Origin of the sequence: Bacillus cereus (assembly GCF_002561295.1) — a bacterium.
Lineage (GTDB): Bacteria > Bacillota > Bacilli > Bacillales > Bacillaceae_G > Bacillus_A > Bacillus_A cereus_S.
On the sequence record NZ_NTUG01000018.1, the window covers coordinates 1 to 15,624 of the forward strand.

A 15,624-nucleotide genomic window follows, 5' to 3' on the forward strand; every position below is an offset into this window, starting at 1 on the left:
AGATTCTAGCCGCTAGAGCTAGACCTCTTTGCTCTCTGAATCTTGAGATGGGGGTCTTACTGCCCGTTAATGCGGGATAAAAAAAATCCGTAAAGGAGTAAACCTTTACGGATTTTCTTATTTCATATCGGAAACGTTCAAACGGTTCACAGCACGTTGTAGTGCCATTTCTGCACGTCTAAAGTCTACATGTGCTTGTTTATCTTGCATACGTTGCTCAGCGCGACGCTTCGCTTCATTTGCACGATGGATATCGATATGGTTTGCTTCTTCAGCAGATGATGACAATACAGTTACTTTATCTGGACGAACTTCGATAAAGCCACCGCTTACTGCTACATAATCAGTGTGTCCGCCAGTTTTCAGACGAACTGCACTAATTTTTAATGGTGCAACAGTTGGAATGTGACCTGGTAAAATCCCCATTTCCCCACTCTCTGCTTTTACACTTACCATTTCTACTTCTTTTTCGTAAACCGGTCCATCAGGAGTTACAATACTGACTGGAAATGTCTTCATAATTCGTCCCTCCTAAGGCCTTACGCCATCATTTTCTTCGCGTTTTCAATAACTTCTTCAATGCTACCAACAAGACGGAATGCATCTTCTGGAAGGTCATCATATTTTCCTTCTAGAATTTCTTTGAAACCACGAACTGTTTCTTTTACAGGTACGTAAGAACCCTTTTGACCTGTAAACTGCTCCGCTACGTGGAAGTTTTGTGATAAGAAGAATTGAATACGACGAGCACGATGTACAACTAACTTATCTTCTTCAGATAACTCATCCATACCTAAGATAGCGATGATATCTTGAAGCTCTTTATAACGTTGAAGAGTTTGCTGTACTTGACGCGCTACTTCATAATGCTCTTCTCCTACGATTTCTGGAGAAAGTGCACGAGATGTAGATGCTAATGGATCTACCGCTGGGTAAATACCCATTTGTGTTAAACGACGCTCTAAGTTTGTTGTTGCATCTAAGTGAGCGAACGTTGTAGCTGGTGCTGGATCAGTATAGTCATCGGCTGGTACATATACCGCTTGGATAGACGTGATAGATCCTTTATTTGTAGATGTAATACGCTCTTGTAATTGACCCATTTCTGTTGCAAGTGTTGGCTGGTAACCTACCGCAGATGGCATACGACCAAGAAGGGCAGATACTTCAGAACCCGCTTGCGTGAAACGGAAGATGTTATCGATGAACAATAGTACGTCTTGTCCTTGCTCATCACGGAAATGTTCAGCCATTGTTAATCCTGTTAATGCAACACGTTGACGTGCACCAGGTGGCTCGTTCATTTGTCCGAATACCATCGCTGTTTTCTTGATTACGCCAGAATCGCTCATTTCGTGGTATAAGTCGTTACCTTCACGAGTACGCTCACCTACACCAGCGAATACAGAAATACCACCGTGCTCTTGTGCGATGTTGTTAATTAACTCCTGGATTAATACTGTTTTACCTACACCGGCACCACCGAATAGACCGATTTTACCACCTTTAATGTAAGGAGCAAGTAAGTCTACTACTTTAATACCAGTTTCAAGAATTTCTACTTTCGTAGATAACTCTTCGAACGCAGGTGCTTGACGGTGAATTGGATCACGGCGTACATCCGCAGGAACTTCACCATCTAAGTCAATTGCATCACCTAATACGTTGAATACACGACCAAGTGTTGCATCACCAACTGGTACAGAGATTGGTTTACCAGTATCTTCTACTTCTGTGCCACGAACAAGTCCATCTGTGGAAGACATCGCAACTGTACGAACTGTGTCATCACCTAAATGAAGTGCAACTTCAAATGTTAAGTTAATGCTTGCTCCGTTTTCGTTGCTTTGTTTTACCGTAAGGGCATTGTAGATTTCTGGTAGCTTTCCGCCATCAAACTTAACGTCTACAACCGGACCCATGATTTGCGTAACGCGCCCTTTATTCATCGGGTTCCCTCCTAGCTTTCTTTAAATTAGCCAGCTTTCTATGAGAGTCGGCTTTCATTTTTTTTATTAGTGTAGCTTAGGCGACTCTTCTAAAAGAGCCGCTTCCGCTTTTTGTTACAATCTAGCTCCAGCGGTTAGAATGCTCGGTGGCTTCGCTTTTTCCTTCGAGGCAAAGAACGCCTCTACGTCAAAAGCTCCATCCCCCTCCCATTCTGAACGAACCGCTTCCGCCTTTTATTACTATTCTAACGCTGCTGCTCCACCAACGATTTCCGTAATTTCTTGCGTAATCGCTGCTTGACGAGCACGGTTGAATGAAAGTGTAAGTGAATCGATAACTTCCATTGCGTTGTCTGTAGCACTCTTCATTGCTGTCATACGCGCTGCGTGTTCACTTGCTTTACCATCTAGTAATGCGCCGTACACTAAGCTTTCTGCGTATTGTGGCAATAATACTTTTAAGATATCTTCTTCAGAAGGTTCAAACTCATAAGCTGTTGTCGGCTTGTCCGACTTCACGTCCGTAAGCGGTAAAATTTTATTTTCCGTTACTTCTTGTGAAATTTTACTTACAAAATGGTTGTAGTAAATATACAGTTCATCATAAGCACCATCTGCGAACATCGCAATTGCTCGAGAAGCAAGGTCTTTAATATCTGTAAATGATGGATGGTCAGATAATCCAACTACTTCATCAATGATGTTAAAGCCGCGACGTTTTAAATAATCGCGTCCTAGTCGTCCAAGCACAATAATTGAATATTGGTTTGAATCCATATTATGACGTTCACGAATTACGTTACTTACCGTACGTAATACGTTACTGTTATAACCACCTGCTAGTCCACGATCAGATGTAATAACGATGTATCCTGTACGTTTTACAGGGCGTGCTGTTAGCATCGGATGATTAATTCCTTTGCTGCCTTGCGCAATACTCGATACTACTTCTTGAATCTTTTCCATATACGGAACGAAAGATTTAGCATTTTGTTCTGCACGGTTTAATTTCGATGCAGATACCATCTCCATCGCTTTCGTAATTTGACTCGTTTTCTTAGTCGAGTTAATTTTCGCTTTTATATCGCGTAAAGATGCCACAGGTTTTCACCACCTTTTTTCCGGAAGTTGGCACGATTAGTAAGATTTCTTTTCATTCATCTTTCTAATCTACGTTGCAAGATCTTCTTGCTCATGATTGAAGGAAAAGAATAGGTGCACCTACTCTTTTCCTTTACATAACCGTCAGCAGTCTCAAGAATTGAGATGCCTTTTATATAAAGTTAAGCCACAGTCGGCTCCGCTTTTATTATCTAGCTGCGGTGGCTAGAAGGGTCGGTCATTTCACCCCCTCCTGCGAGGCAAAAAACGCCTCTTCGTCAGGAGTTCCAATGCCCTCCCCTTCTGGACGAGCCACCTTCGCTTTTATTATTATCTAGCTCCAGCGGCTTGAATGCTCGGTGGTTTCACTTCTTCCTACGAGGCAAAGGACGCCTCTTCGTCAGAAGCTCCATCCCCCTCCCATTCAGAACGAGCCGCTTCCGCTTTTATTTATTATTCAGAAGCTACGAATACTTTCTTAAATCCGTTGATTGCTGCTGCAAATTTATCGTCATCCGCAAGTTTTTTCGTTGTGCGAATTTCGCTTAATAGGTCAGCTGCATTTGAATCTAACCAAGCATGGAGTTCTTCTTCAAAACGAGTGATATCTACTACTGGGATATCATCTAGGAATCCACGTGTTAGCGCGTAAAGAATGATAACTTGTTTCTCTACTCGCAGTGGTTTGTGTAATCCTTGTTTTAATACTTCAACTGTGCGAGCACCACGGTTTAATTTCGCTTGTGTTGCTTTATCAAGGTCAGAACCGAACGCAGCGAACGCTTCTAACTCACGGTAAGATGCAAGGTCAAGACGAAGTGTACCTGATACTTTACTCATCGCTTTAATCTGAGCAGCTCCACCAACACGAGATACAGAAGTACCTGCATCAATCGCTGGACGTACACCAGAGAAGAATAAGTCAGATTGTAAGAAGATTTGTCCATCCGTAATAGAGATTACGTTTGTTGGGATGTAAGCTGATACGTCCCCTGCTTGTGTTTCGATGAAAGGTAGAGCTGTTAAAGAACCGCCGCCTCTTGCATCGCTTAATTTTGCTGCACGCTCTAATAAACGAGAATGTAAGTAGAATACATCCCCTGGATATGCTTCACGACCTGGAGGACGACGTAATAGTAATGAAAGCTCACGGTAAGCTGCTGCTTGTTTTGATAAGTCATCATATACTACTAATACGTGTTTACCATTGTACATGAACTCTTCACCCATTGTTACACCAGCGTAAGGAGCTAAGTATAATAATGGAGCTGGTTGAGAAGCTGATGCTGTTACAACGATTGTGTAATCTAATGCACCGTGCTTACGTAGTGTTTCTACTACGTTACGTACAGTTGATTCTTTTTGTCCGATAGCTACATAGATACAAATCATATCTTCATCTTTTTGATTAATGATTGTATCAAGTGCAACTGCTGTTTTACCCGTTTGACGGTCACCGATGATTAACTCACGTTGCCCACGGCCAATTGGTACAAGAGCATCGATCGCTTTAATACCTGTTTGAAGTGGCTCATGAACAGATTTACGATCCATTACACCTGGTGCTGGACTTTCGATTGGACGAGTGTTTGTTGTATTGATTGGGCCTAAACCATCAACTGGTTGACCTAATGGGTTTACAACACGACCGATTAGTTCTTTACCTACTGGTACTTGCATGATGCGACCAGTACGACGAACTTCGTCACCTTCACGGATTTCTGTGTAAGGTCCTAAAATAATGATACCTACGTTATTTTCCTCTAAGTTTTGTGCTAGTCCCATAACGCCGTTAGAGAACTCTACAAGTTCACCAGCCATAACGTTATCAAGACCATGAGCACGCGCGATACCGTCACCAACTTGGATAACTGTACCAACATCACTAACTTCGATTTCAGACTGATAGTTCTCGATTTGTTGCTTTATCAGTGCGCTAATTTCTTCAGCTCTGATGCTCATGTGCTTCACCCCTATCTATTCTTCATAAGTTCACGCTGAATACGTGCTAACTTTCCTTGTAAACTACCATCATAAATGCGATTTCCAATGCGTACTTTAATGCCGCCTAGTAAATCTTCATCTACAACATTTTTAATACGAATTGCATCTTTTCCTGTTCTCTTTGCAAATGATTCTGCAATGTTAAGCTTTTCCTCTTCAGATAGAAGACGAACTGAGTATACAGTTGCATCTGCTACGTTACGTTCTTCATTAGCAAGAACGACATATTCATTTGCAATTTCAGGTAGAATTTCAATGCGTTTGTTATCAATTAAAATATATAGCGTATTTAAAATTGATTCAGAAACAGAAGAGAATACGTTAGAAAGGAACGTTTTTTTCTGTTCCTTTGAAATGTTTGGTTGTGTTAAAAAGCTATGTAGCTCTCCGTTCTTTACAAAAACGTTTTGTACAAGGCGTAATTCCTCTTCAAACATTTCTAATACATGTTTTTCTTTTGCAATTTGAAAAAGAGCGACAGCATAACGTTTTGCTACAATCTCATTGCTCATCGCGCTTCTCCTACTTCTTTAATATAATCGCGAATTAACTTCACTTGGTCTTCTTCTTTTAGTTCTTTTTCAATTACTTTAGAAGCAATTTGAATAGATAAAGAAGCGACTTGTTCTTGCAGAGCAGCAATTGCTTGCTCTTTTTCGCGTTGAATTTCTTGTACTGCAGATGCTTTAATTGATTCTGCTTCTTCTTTAGCAGCAGCAACAATACCATCTTTTTGATCTTCAGCTTGCTTTTTCGCTCTTTCGATTAACTCTTGTGCTTCAACACGTGATTGTTTTAACATTTCACGTTGTTCTTCTACTAATTTCTTCGCTTCTGCATTGTTTTGCTCTGCAGCGTCGATTTCATTAGCAACATGCTCTTCACGTTCCTTCATAATTCCCATTAAAGGACCCCAAGCAAATTTACGTAGCATTACTAATAAAATTAGGAAAACTAGCAATGTATAAGCGATTGTTCCAAATGGAATGGCAGCTCCTAAAATTAAAGTTGGCACAAGGATTCACTCCCTTCGAGATATCTAATTTGACCATATGAAAAAAAAAGACATACATTTCGTTCATAAAGCAATGGCGAAGAAAGTCCAAAAACACTCTTCGCCATCTATGTAAGGGGAGTCTCCCTTATTTGTTCATTACGATGAATGCAATAACTACACCGATGATTGGAAGTGCCTCAACTAATGCAACCCCGATGAACATAATTGTTTGAAGTGCGCCTTTTAATTCTGGTTGACGAGCAACACCCTCGATTGTACGTGATACGATAAGACCGTTACCAATACCTGCACCTAATGCTGATAAACCAATTGCAATTGCAGCTGCGATTACACCTAAACTCATTTAATTTGTCCTCCTTTGTATTATAAAAAAATAGATTTTTTTACTTACTTATTAAAGTATATTAATGGTCATGACTTACTTTATGAGCCATATAAACCATCGTTAACATTGTAAAGATAAACGCTTGGATTGAACCAACGAATACACTGAATCCCATCCACGCTAACATTGGTACAATAGCACCGAATGCTCCAAGTACTGTAGCTCCACCTAATTTAGCAAGTAATCCTAATAAAATCTCACCTGCATAGATGTTACCGAATAGACGAAGACCTAACGTCAATGTGTTAGCAAATTCTTCAATAACCTTTAATGGGAATAAGAATTTCATAGGTTGGAAAAACCCTTTTAAGTATTCTTTCGTACCCTTCATCTTAATTCCATAATAATGGGTGAGGGTAACTACCATCACGGCTAATGTTAATGTAACTGCTGGGTCAGACGTTGGCGATCTCCACCATGCAATGTGTTCGCCAGCCTCAGTTGTTGAATACATGAATGGTAGACCAAGCATGTTTGATACGAAAATAAACATCATAAGCGTAACGCCGAGTGTTAAGAAGCGTCCACCTGTTTTCCAGTCCATCGTACTGTTAATGATCCCTTTCACGAAGTCTAAAATCCATTCAAAGAAGTTTTGCATCCCTGTTGGACGAAGAGCTAATGTGCGAGTCCCGATAACAGCGATTATGAAAACAATAAGTGCTGCAACAGTAACCATCATGACTGAGGATACATCGAACGTTAAACCTAGAAACTCAACTAATTTACCGTGTTCCACTAGTAATTCACCTCTCTTCCCTGCTCTTATACTCTAAATAAAGAAAATCTATGATCATGACAAGGTATCCTGTCAGCAATCCTACACCTAAGCTCCACATCGCAATTAAATGCTGATACTTCGCTGCAAATAAAATTAATAACCCAATCGTTGCAAACCTCGAATATGTACTAACAGCCGTCGCTTTAAATTTCACGTTTTCTCCATTAGTAACGCGATCTAATAGCTTGTCTGTTCTACGTGCAATGATGCGCAAACTAAGAAAACTGAAAATCGTTCCGATAATCAGTCCAAGAAATACATCCTTGTAAGAGGTAAATCCCCATCCTAGCACTAGAAGCGCAAGCAAGTAGTACATATATTTCTTTTGTCTTTGGACAAGTCCATGTACGTCTATCATCATTGCTCTCCCGAATAGTAATGTCGAATGAGTCGAATCATTGCGTAAATCCCTGTTCCCAATCCTAGCAGTAATCCTATAATAAGAAACAACGGAAACGTTCCAACCTTACTATCAATCCATTGCCCACCAAAGATTCCAACAAGAATGGAACCGACTAATTGAGCAAGAATACCTGACATTAAAGCATAAGCTTTTACCGGGTTGCGATCGTTTTTTTGCAAGGATTCATCCCTCCAATATGTAACCCTCATTCACGATGTGTTAATAATAACTCATTTTTTTGTATAAATTCTACACAAAATAAAAAGTTTACTTTTTCGTCACGGAATAGATGAAAAATTGTCACTGAAAGCCCTACCATCTATCCCCGTTGTTAGCATACAATAGGGTATTAACAGTGTCAACGAGAAATCGTAAAAAATCAAAAAATTTGAGTATTAGTAATTTCTTGCCAAAAATGAAAACGTTCCCCTTCTAAATACTGGTGAAAGATATCTAATTTCTTCAAGTTTTCTCCTTATAATAGAAGGAAAAGTTCACAAGTTTGTCACTATTATATTTTTACGATATAACGTTTTTCTTTTATAATACCGTGCTTCTCAGACGTTAGACTTCTATAGTATATGTGATGTGTATGCAAGTTATGTTGTATATACAAAAAATACCATTAACCCCTCCCCTACTCCAAATCTATACATAAAGTGAAACTTTAATCAGTGGGGGGTTTCTTCATCCCCCACCTACCTTCCTCGTTTTTCTCTGAATCTTGAGGTGAGGGTCTTACTGCCCGTTAATGCGGGATAAAAAAAGACGAGCGGGAATCCCTCTCGTCTGTTGTCTTACTTCGTTCCAAATAAGCGGTCACCAGCATCGCCAAGACCCGGAACAACGTAACCATGGTCATTTAATTTCTCATCTAATGCTGCTACATAAATATCAACATCAGGATGTTCTTCTTGTACTACTTTTACGCCTTCTGGGGCAGCCACGATACACATCAATTTAATTTGCTTCGCACCGCGCTTTTTCAGAGAGTTAATTGCTTCAGCTGCAGAACCACCTGTTGCTAACATTGGATCAAGTACGATAAAGTCACGTTCTTCTACATCCGTTGGAAGTTTCACATAGTATTCTACCGGTTGCAATGTTTTCGGGTCACGGTATAAACCAACGTGTCCTACTTTTGCTGCTGGAATTAATTTCAGAATTCCGTCTACCATTCCTAAGCCTGCACGTAAAATTGGGATTAGACCAAGCTTTTTACCAGCGATCACTTTTGTTTTCGCTTTGCTTACAGGTGTTTCAATTTCGATTTCTTCAAGTGGAAGGTCGCGAGTAATTTCAAACGCCATTAAGCTTGCTACTTCATCCACTAATTCACGAAAGTCTTTTGTACCTGTATTTTTATCGCGAATATATGTAATCTTATGTTGAATTAACGGGTGATCAAATACATACAGTTTTCCCATGTGAATCTCTCCTTCAGATGATATTCATGCGTGCGTACACGCCGTTTTACACTATTTACGATTGTAAAGAAAACGCTACTAATATTCAAGGGCAAATTTGGAAAAGTTTCAAATCTATTATGAACCTACCTAATATGTTTACCAATTATGGAAGTCATATCCTTCATTATATATCCAAAATTTATTCATCATTTGTATACATACTTTAGAAGTTATTTATGACCTCACTTAGCTAATGTGCTCTCTTATTTACAAACCCTCCAAAATTAACCATTAAAAATTCTATTTATCCTACTACTCACTTTCAGAAAAACGACAATTTCACATCTTTCCCGTTAGAAACCATCACCGATAGAAGATATTCTAAAAAACTATCTATTAAGAATTTGTGTTTCAAATGAAAAAGAGGCTGCTGAAACATGATATGCTTCAGCAGCCTCTTTCAATCTATTATAGATCCGTATACATTGGGAATTTACTTGTTAATGCTTCTACACGCTTACGTGCTTCTTCTAATGCAGCTTCATTCTCATGATTTTTTAAAGTATGAGCAATAATTGCTGCAATTTCATCCATTTCTTCTAAACCGAAGCCACGAGATGTTACCGCTGCTGTACCGATACGTACACCACTTGTTACAAATGGGCTTGCTGTTTCAAATGGAATTGTGTTTTTGTTTACTGTAATACCAACTTCATCTAATACGTGTTCTGCCACTTTACCTGTAATATCTAAGTTACGAACATCAATTAAGACAAGGTGGTTGTCCGTTCCGCCAGAAACAAGTGTAAGTCCTTCTTTTTGAAGGCCTTCTGCTAAGCGATTTGCATTATTAATGATGTTTTCTGCATATGTTTTAAAGTCATCTTGAAGTGCCTCACCGAACGCAACAGCTTTCGCAGCAATTACGTGCATAAGTGGTCCACCTTGGATACCAGGGAAGATTGATTTATCGATTTGCTTTGCAAATTTTTCTTCACATAAAATCATACCACCGCGTGGGCCACGTAATGTTTTATGTGTTGTCGTTGTAACAAAATGTGCATGTGGTACTGGATTTGGGTGTAAACCTGCTGCAACTAAACCTGCAATATGTGCCATATCTACCATTAAGTATGCACCAACTTCATCCGCAATTTCACGGAATCTCTTGAAATCGATAACACGAGGATATGCACTTGCACCTGCAACGATTAGTTTTGGTTTATGTTCTTTCGCTTTCGCTAACACATCATCATAATTAATGCGGTGTGATTCAGCATCTACGCCATATTCTACGAAATTATATTGTACTCCACTGAAGTTAACAGGGCTTCCGTGTGTTAAGTGACCACCGTGGGATAAATTCATACCAAGTACTGTATCGCCATGCTCTAAAATCGTAAAGTATACAGCCATGTTCGCTTGTGCACCAGAGTGTGGTTGAACGTTCACATGCTCTGCGCCAAAGATTTCTTTTACGCGATCACGTGCAATATCCTCAACTACGTCTACATGTTCACAACCACCATAGTAACGTTTACCAGGATATCCTTCTGCATACTTGTTTGTTAAAACAGAACCTTGTGCTTCCATTACAGCTTCACTTACAAAGTTTTCTGAAGCGATTAATTCAATTTTTGAACGCTGTCTTCCTAGTTCTGCTTCAATTGCAGCAAATACCTTTTCATCTTGACGTTTTAAATGATCCACCAAAATCCCCCTTTTCTGAACGAATTACACTGATTCCCAATAGTTTTTTCTTGTTTTATTCAGAAAAAACGAAAATTCAAGTTGTAATTCTTTCGAACCTTCATGTTTTCAACTACATTCTAACATGACTTTCTATATCATAAAAGAAAAAAAAGACCGAGTTTGGCCTTTTATTTTTATCCTTTATAAAGTCAGACTACATACCTCTTTATAGGAGATACTGTATTTCTGCTTCTTATTTATCTCACTATTCACAAACTGTAAGCGCTCTACATTAAAGTGCAAATGGTAGATAACAAATAACCGCCTATATAAATCCATTTTGATTTTTCAGCATATAAGCTACTGCTACGAAAGAGAAAAGGTGACTTGCACCCGCCTACTTTTTCTGTTTTAGCTTGGTATAGGGCAGGAAGAGGATTTGACCGCTTCTATGCATGGCTGGATGCTCTCTCCCGCCTAAAAAGAAAGGGTTTTAGATCTATATTGAAGGTCTTTCATCAGTAGGGACGTCCCCACCGATGAAAGTTCCACTTTATCTTTAACTACAAGTAACTGTTTCTTCTACTGCTGCATACATGGCACGCGCACCACCAATAAGTTTCGCACGTGTTTTGGCCATTGTTACGTGTGCACTCCCAATCTCTTTTACACTTGTGCGAATTGGAACTGCAACATGTTTTAAATGCATACCAATAAACGTATCACCAATATCCATGCCTGCATCAGCTTTGATAAACTCCACTACTACAGGATCATTTAGATTGTGATAGGCATATGTTGCTAATGCACCACCAGCTGATCTAACAGGCGTAACGGTTACAATTTCAAATTGATACTTCATTGCCACTTTTCTCTCTATTATTAAAGCACGATTTAAATGCTCACAACATTGGAATGCCAGTTCTATACCAGTTTGCGATTGAAATTGTTTTAGCTCAGAAAAAATCGCTTCCGCTACTTCCATCGTTCCCGATGTCCCAATTGTCTCTCCGAGCACTTCGCTCGTACTACAGCCCACTACAAAAATTTGACCCCTTTGTAGTAAAGCTTGCTTTTGAAAATCAGAAAGCGATGTTTGCATTTGCTCTTTCACTTTTACTATCTCCGTCATGACGCCTCTTCCTTTCACAGATTGGTTCAACAAATTAGTATGTCCAATAGAAAATTACTTCGCTTCGTATGTTTTAATTTTTCCTACGCGGTTTTCGTGACGTCCACCTTCATAGTCAGTTGTTAACCAAATCTTTGCAATATCACGCGCTAAACCAGCACCAATTACACGCTCACCCATTGCTAACATGTTTGTATCATTATGTTCTCTTGTTGCTTTCGCACTAAATGTATCGTGAACTAGCGCACAACGAATCCCGTGTACTTTATTTGCAGCAATTGACATCCCAATACCTGTCCCACAAATTAAAATACCACGGTCTACTTCACCGTTTGCAACCATTTCTGCAGCTGGGAATGCAAAATCAGGGTAATCAACAGAACCCGCTTCACATTCACATCCTAAATCAATATATTCAATATTTAGTTCTTCTAATAAACTTACGATTTCTTTACGAATATTCATTCCACCGTGATCAGATGCTACTACTACTTTCATTCTTTACCCCTCCAAAATGTTAGTAAAACTTCTTTCAAGTGAGGTTCTTCCTCCCCACTGATGAATGATTGAAAAAACCTGATACTCACTTGCTTATACAAAGCAAGATCATCTCCAATATCGTATTATACACGAAACATTAACCCTCTGAATGCTTTTCCAATAAAGTTTGTACAAGTTTTTCCATCTCTACTAATGTTGATTGATAAATAGCGAGAGAACCTCCAAACGGGTCTGAAATATCCTTCCTTGTACCCTCTACAAATTCATAGAATGTATATACCTTGTTTCCAGCGCCCGGATAGTGCCCAATCACAAGTTGTTTATGGCTTTCTGTCATCGTAAGTACCATATCAGCCCACTCAATTAATTTTTCCGTTATTTGCTGCGAAACATGCTCTGCTTGAATTCCCTTTTCTGCTAATGCATCTTTTGCATATAAAGACGCGCCACTTCCAGGATTGGTAAAAACACCTGCAGACTTCGCCTCAAAACTTCCTCTCCCATGGTGACGAAGCAACGCCTCTGCCATTGGGCTACGACATGTATTTCCAGTGCAAACAAATAGCACTCGCTTCATCCAAACTCACTCCTTATCGTGAATGTTCTACATCCATCCTGCCTTAACGAGCAGTAAGATCCCCACTGATTAAAGTCTCACTTTATCATAACGTACATCACAGTGGAAAAAAAGAAATGTGAACATACAAAAGGCGCATTTCTCCTTTATTTTTCCTAAGAGAAATGCGCCTTATCCACATATATGTGAAGCCCTAGTTTCAAGTACCTTCAATATAGTAACATACATTAATAAAACATCCCACGAAAAAAACTTATGGTAAATAAAATAAGGAATCCATTTCACATGAAATGGATTCCTTATAAAGAATTCTTACTTCATCGTAACTTTCATTACTTCTGTTGAGCCTTTTGTAGCTGATACGCCTACAGTTGTATTAATAGATTCAGCTGCATCTGTGTTTGTAATAACGATTGGTGTAATTGTGCTTTTTGCTTTTTCGCGAATTAATTCTAAATCGAAAGAAATTAATTTGTCGCCAGCTTTCACAGCTTGTCCTTCAGATACGTGAGCTTCGAAACCTTCGCCTTCCATTTTTACAGTTTCTAAACCAACGTGGATTAAAATTTCTGTACCATTTTTCGCTTTAATTCCAACAGCGTGTTTTGTGTGGAACAATTGTACGATTTCACCATCTACTGGTGATACAACTACACCTTCAGTTGGAACGATTGCAACACCGTCACCCATCATACGACCAGCGAATACTGGATCTGGTACTTCTTCGATATTTTTCACTTCTCCAGTTAATGGAGCTACGATTGTTTCTGCATTTGTTTTTGAACCAAGACCAAATAATTTTTTAAACATAGGATAGTCCTCCTTATAATTAGGTTGAAAATGTATAGGGCGATCCCTAGTAATAACCGAGATACATGTAAGACTTCATACTTCAAATATTATATTATATTGTAAAAACGCTTTCGAAAAGAATTACGTTATTACCAATAGACTCTCATTGTATCGCTTTGCAAAATTCCAGTCAATTCAGATTGTCTGAATAACAATTATCAGAATTAACCTCTTTCTTATATTTTCTCTTTTTTTCACCAACTTGTCTAGAGGTCTTTACTTCATATTTATTATTTATTGTTGATTTGTAAAATTTTCTTCATATTTCCCGCGAAAGTAACTTGACTAAAGTAAGTAACTGATTTATTATAACTTACATAAGGTAAGTAAATAACTTTTTGGAGGTTTTATATAATGATGGACATTGGTCTTCTTATTATTCGTCTTATTATCGGTATTACATTCATGGGTCATGGTGCTCAAAAATTATTCGGTTGGTTTGGTGGCTACGGCCTAAAAGGAACAGGCGGCTGGATGGAATCAATCGGCTTACGCCCTGGTGTGTTTATGGCATTTATGGCTGGTGCAACTGAACTATTAGGTGGATTCTTATTCGCAGCAGGAATCTTCACTTGGATTGGCTCATTATTTATCGTAGGTACAATGTTAGTTGCAATCTTTACAGTCCACGGCAAAAATGGCTACTGGGTAACCCAAAATGGATTCGAATATAACCTGATCTTAATCGCAGTTGCAGTTGGTGTTGCATTAACTGGCCCTGGCGCTTACGTTTTACTTTAATTATTTATCTCAATTTCAAGATATATAAGTGCAAATTGAAAAAAGCTTTTTTAGGTGGGAGAGAGCATCCAGCCATGCATAGAAGCGGTCAGATCCTTTTCCTGCCCCATGCCAAGTAAAAACAAAGCGAGAAAATGAGTGCAAATCCTCTTTTATTCTTCATAGCCATAACTTATATGTTGAAAAATCAAAATATATTTATATATTTATTAATGATAGGAGTAGATTCCAGTTTGGAATCTACTCCTTTTTTACTCATTTACAAAAACCGTCAAAAAAATGTTTTTTTAGCAGGAGTTTCTCTTCATTATCTTGTAAACAAACAAAGAACCATTCATATCGAGGAAGGGAGATTACAATTATGCTTTCGATTAATCCAAATGAACAAACAGAGAAAGATAATTACAAATTATTAACAGGGAGTATTATCCCGCGCCCTGTAGCATTCGTGACTTCTGTAACAAAAGATGGCGTTTTAAACGGAGCTCCATATAGCTACTTTAATATCGTTGCTGCTAATCCACCGCTCATTTCTGTTTCTGTACAACGAAAAGGAGGAGAGCGAAAAGATACTTCTCGAAACGCGATTGAAAAAGGTGAATTTGTTGTACATATTTCCGATGAATCCTATGTGGAGGCTATCAACGAAACCGCTGCGAACCTCCCTCCAAATCAAAGTGAAATTGAATTAGCGAAGCTAACCCCTATCGAAAGTGATGTCATCTCCGTACCGGGCGTAAAAGAGGCAAACATTCGAATGGAATGCATATTAGAACGCGCCATCCCATTAGGTGGAACAGAAGACTCCCCGGCATGTGACTTACTAATTGGCCGCGTCGTCCGCTTCCACGTCGCTGAGCATTTATACGAAAACGGCCGCATTCATGCAGAAGAACTAAAACCAGTAAGCCGACTCGCAGGACACAACTACGCGAAATTAGGAGAACAATTTGAACTTGTAAGGCCTATTTAAAAGCGGAAGCGGCTTGTTCAGAATCGCAGGGCATTGGAGCTCCCGACTGAGAAGCGCTTTTGGCTTCGACCGAGGGGGCGAAATGACCGGAGATTCTAGCCGTCGG

Annotated in this window: 19 protein-coding genes; 2 read left to right on the top strand and 17 right to left on the bottom strand. The window is 39.2% G+C overall.

Going from position 1 to position 15,624, the window contains the following annotated elements:
• Positions 1–117: 117 nt before the first annotated feature.
• The 17 genes from atpC to CN373_RS12690 form a co-directional block, all read right to left on the bottom strand.
• Complete coding sequence (gene atpC / locus CN373_RS12605; RefSeq protein WP_000847217.1) at positions 118–519, bottom strand: F0F1 ATP synthase subunit epsilon; 402 nt, start codon at positions 517–519, stop codon at positions 118–120.
• A 20-nt stretch (positions 520–539) separates the two neighbouring features.
• Positions 540–1,949, bottom strand: a complete 1,410-nt coding sequence (atpD, locus tag CN373_RS12610) for a F0F1 ATP synthase subunit beta (RefSeq protein ID WP_001032590.1) — start codon at positions 1,947–1,949, stop codon at positions 540–542.
• A 240-nt stretch (positions 1,950–2,189) separates the two neighbouring features.
• Positions 2,190–3,050, bottom strand: coding sequence for a F0F1 ATP synthase subunit gamma (gene atpG, locus CN373_RS12620; RefSeq protein ID WP_000157700.1), 861 nt, complete (start codon positions 3,048–3,050; stop codon positions 2,190–2,192).
• A gap of 453 nt (positions 3,051–3,503) precedes the next feature.
• A complete protein-coding gene (gene atpA / locus CN373_RS12625; protein WP_098359467.1) occupies positions 3,504–5,012 on the bottom strand; it encodes a F0F1 ATP synthase subunit alpha in 1,509 nt (502 codons plus the stop codon).
• Positions 5,013–5,023: 11 nt separating this feature from the next.
• Entirely contained in the window at positions 5,024–5,566 is a 543-nt protein-coding gene (locus CN373_RS12630) for a F0F1 ATP synthase subunit delta (RefSeq protein WP_000064098.1), read from the bottom strand.
• A complete protein-coding gene (gene atpF, locus CN373_RS12635; protein ID WP_001142602.1) occupies positions 5,563–6,069 on the bottom strand; it encodes a F0F1 ATP synthase subunit B in 507 nt (168 codons plus the stop codon). Before atpF ends, CN373_RS12630 begins: the two co-directional genes overlap by 4 nt.
• A 127-nt stretch (positions 6,070–6,196) precedes the next feature.
• Positions 6,197–6,415 carry a F0F1 ATP synthase subunit C gene (gene atpE / locus CN373_RS12640; RefSeq protein ID WP_000052064.1) on the bottom strand — a complete coding sequence of 73 codons (219 nt, stop codon included), beginning with the start codon at positions 6,413–6,415 and terminating at the stop codon, positions 6,197–6,199.
• A 61-nt stretch (positions 6,416–6,476) separates the two neighbouring features.
• Positions 6,477–7,196: a F0F1 ATP synthase subunit A gene (gene atpB / locus CN373_RS12645; RefSeq protein WP_000399878.1), complete on the bottom strand. Its 720-nt coding sequence runs from the start codon at positions 7,194–7,196 to the stop codon at positions 6,477–6,479.
• 7 nt (positions 7,197–7,203) lie between these two features.
• The gene (locus tag CN373_RS12650) at positions 7,204–7,596 is read right to left on the bottom strand and encodes an ATP synthase subunit I (protein WP_000567602.1); all 393 of its coding nucleotides are present in this window, start codon (positions 7,594–7,596) and stop codon (positions 7,204–7,206) included.
• The gene (locus CN373_RS12655) at positions 7,596–7,820 is read right to left on the bottom strand and encodes an AtpZ/AtpI family protein (protein ID WP_001171217.1); all 225 of its coding nucleotides are present in this window, start codon (positions 7,818–7,820) and stop codon (positions 7,596–7,598) included. The genes CN373_RS12650 and CN373_RS12655 overlap by 1 nt, the downstream gene beginning before the upstream one ends.
• A 26-nt stretch (positions 7,821–7,846) precedes the next feature.
• Positions 7,847–7,960: a DUF4024 domain-containing protein gene (locus CN373_RS12660; RefSeq protein WP_098359468.1), complete on the bottom strand. Its 114-nt coding sequence runs from the start codon at positions 7,958–7,960 to the stop codon at positions 7,847–7,849.
• Positions 7,961–8,438: 478 nt separating this feature from the next.
• The gene (gene upp / locus CN373_RS12665; protein ID WP_000517534.1) at positions 8,439–9,068 is read right to left on the bottom strand and encodes a uracil phosphoribosyltransferase; all 630 of its coding nucleotides are present in this window, start codon (positions 9,066–9,068) and stop codon (positions 8,439–8,441) included.
• 450 nt (positions 9,069–9,518) lie between these two features.
• Positions 9,519–10,760 (bottom strand): serine hydroxymethyltransferase, encoded by a 1,242-nt coding sequence (gene glyA / locus CN373_RS12670; RefSeq protein ID WP_111901947.1) that lies wholly within the window; start codon positions 10,758–10,760, stop codon positions 9,519–9,521.
• 541 nt (positions 10,761–11,301) lie between these two features.
• Entirely contained in the window at positions 11,302–11,874 is a 573-nt protein-coding gene (locus CN373_RS12675; protein ID WP_000136354.1) for a TIGR01440 family protein, read from the bottom strand.
• Between the two features lie 54 nt (positions 11,875–11,928).
• The gene (rpiB, locus tag CN373_RS12680) at positions 11,929–12,372 is read right to left on the bottom strand and encodes a ribose 5-phosphate isomerase B (protein ID WP_000869916.1); all 444 of its coding nucleotides are present in this window, start codon (positions 12,370–12,372) and stop codon (positions 11,929–11,931) included.
• Between the two features lie 139 nt (positions 12,373–12,511).
• Entirely contained in the window at positions 12,512–12,952 is a 441-nt protein-coding gene (locus tag CN373_RS12685) for a low molecular weight protein arginine phosphatase (RefSeq protein WP_098359470.1), read from the bottom strand.
• 312 nt (positions 12,953–13,264) lie between these two features.
• Positions 13,265–13,762, bottom strand: a complete 498-nt coding sequence (locus CN373_RS12690) for a PTS sugar transporter subunit IIA (protein ID WP_000473658.1) — start codon at positions 13,760–13,762, stop codon at positions 13,265–13,267.
• A gap of 396 nt (positions 13,763–14,158) precedes the next feature.
• Here CN373_RS12690 and CN373_RS12695 point away from each other — a divergent pair, with 396 nt between their 5' ends.
• Both CN373_RS12695 and CN373_RS12700 read left to right on the top strand, forming a co-directional pair.
• On the top strand, positions 14,159–14,545 hold the full coding sequence (locus CN373_RS12695; protein WP_000968691.1) for a DoxX family protein: 387 nt from the start codon (positions 14,159–14,161) through the stop codon (positions 14,543–14,545).
• A 361-nt stretch (positions 14,546–14,906) separates the two neighbouring features.
• Entirely contained in the window at positions 14,907–15,518 is a 612-nt protein-coding gene (locus tag CN373_RS12700) for a flavin reductase family protein (protein WP_000949053.1), read from the top strand.
• Positions 15,519–15,624 lie beyond the last annotated feature (106 nt).

Coding starts and splice junctions, on each gene's coding strand:
- atpC (WP_000847217.1), bottom strand. CDS start 519: ATGAAGACATTTCCAGTCAGTATTGTAACTCCTGATGGACCGGTTTAC.
- atpD (WP_001032590.1), bottom strand. CDS start 1,949: ATGAATAAAGGGCGCGTTACGCAAATCATGGGTCCGGTTGTAGACGTT.
- atpA (WP_098359467.1), bottom strand. CDS start 5,012: ATGAGCATCAGAGCTGAAGAAATTAGCGCACTGATAAAGCAACAAATC.
- CN373_RS12630 (WP_000064098.1), bottom strand. CDS start 5,566: ATGAGCAATGAGATTGTAGCAAAACGTTATGCTGTCGCTCTTTTTCAA.
- atpE (WP_000052064.1), bottom strand. CDS start 6,415: ATGAGTTTAGGTGTAATCGCAGCTGCAATTGCAATTGGTTTATCAGCA.
- CN373_RS12650 (WP_000567602.1), bottom strand. CDS start 7,596: ATGATAGACGTACATGGACTTGTCCAAAGACAAAAGAAATATATGTAC.
- CN373_RS12660 (WP_098359468.1), bottom strand. CDS start 7,960: ATGGTAGGGCTTTCAGTGACAATTTTTCATCTATTCCGTGACGAAAAA.
- upp (WP_000517534.1), bottom strand. CDS start 9,068: ATGGGAAAACTGTATGTATTTGATCACCCGTTAATTCAACATAAGATT.
- CN373_RS12675 (WP_000136354.1), bottom strand. CDS start 11,874: ATGACGGAGATAGTAAAAGTGAAAGAGCAAATGCAAACATCGCTTTCT.
- rpiB (WP_000869916.1), bottom strand. CDS start 12,372: ATGAAAGTAGTAGTAGCATCTGATCACGGTGGAATGAATATTCGTAAA.
- CN373_RS12685 (WP_098359470.1), bottom strand. CDS start 12,952: ATGAAGCGAGTGCTATTTGTTTGCACTGGAAATACATGTCGTAGCCCA.
- CN373_RS12690 (WP_000473658.1), bottom strand. CDS start 13,762: ATGTTTAAAAAATTATTTGGTCTTGGTTCAAAAACAAATGCAGAAACA.
- CN373_RS12695 (WP_000968691.1), top strand. CDS start 14,159: ATGATGGACATTGGTCTTCTTATTATTCGTCTTATTATCGGTATTACA.
- CN373_RS12700 (WP_000949053.1), top strand. CDS start 14,907: ATGCTTTCGATTAATCCAAATGAACAAACAGAGAAAGATAATTACAAA.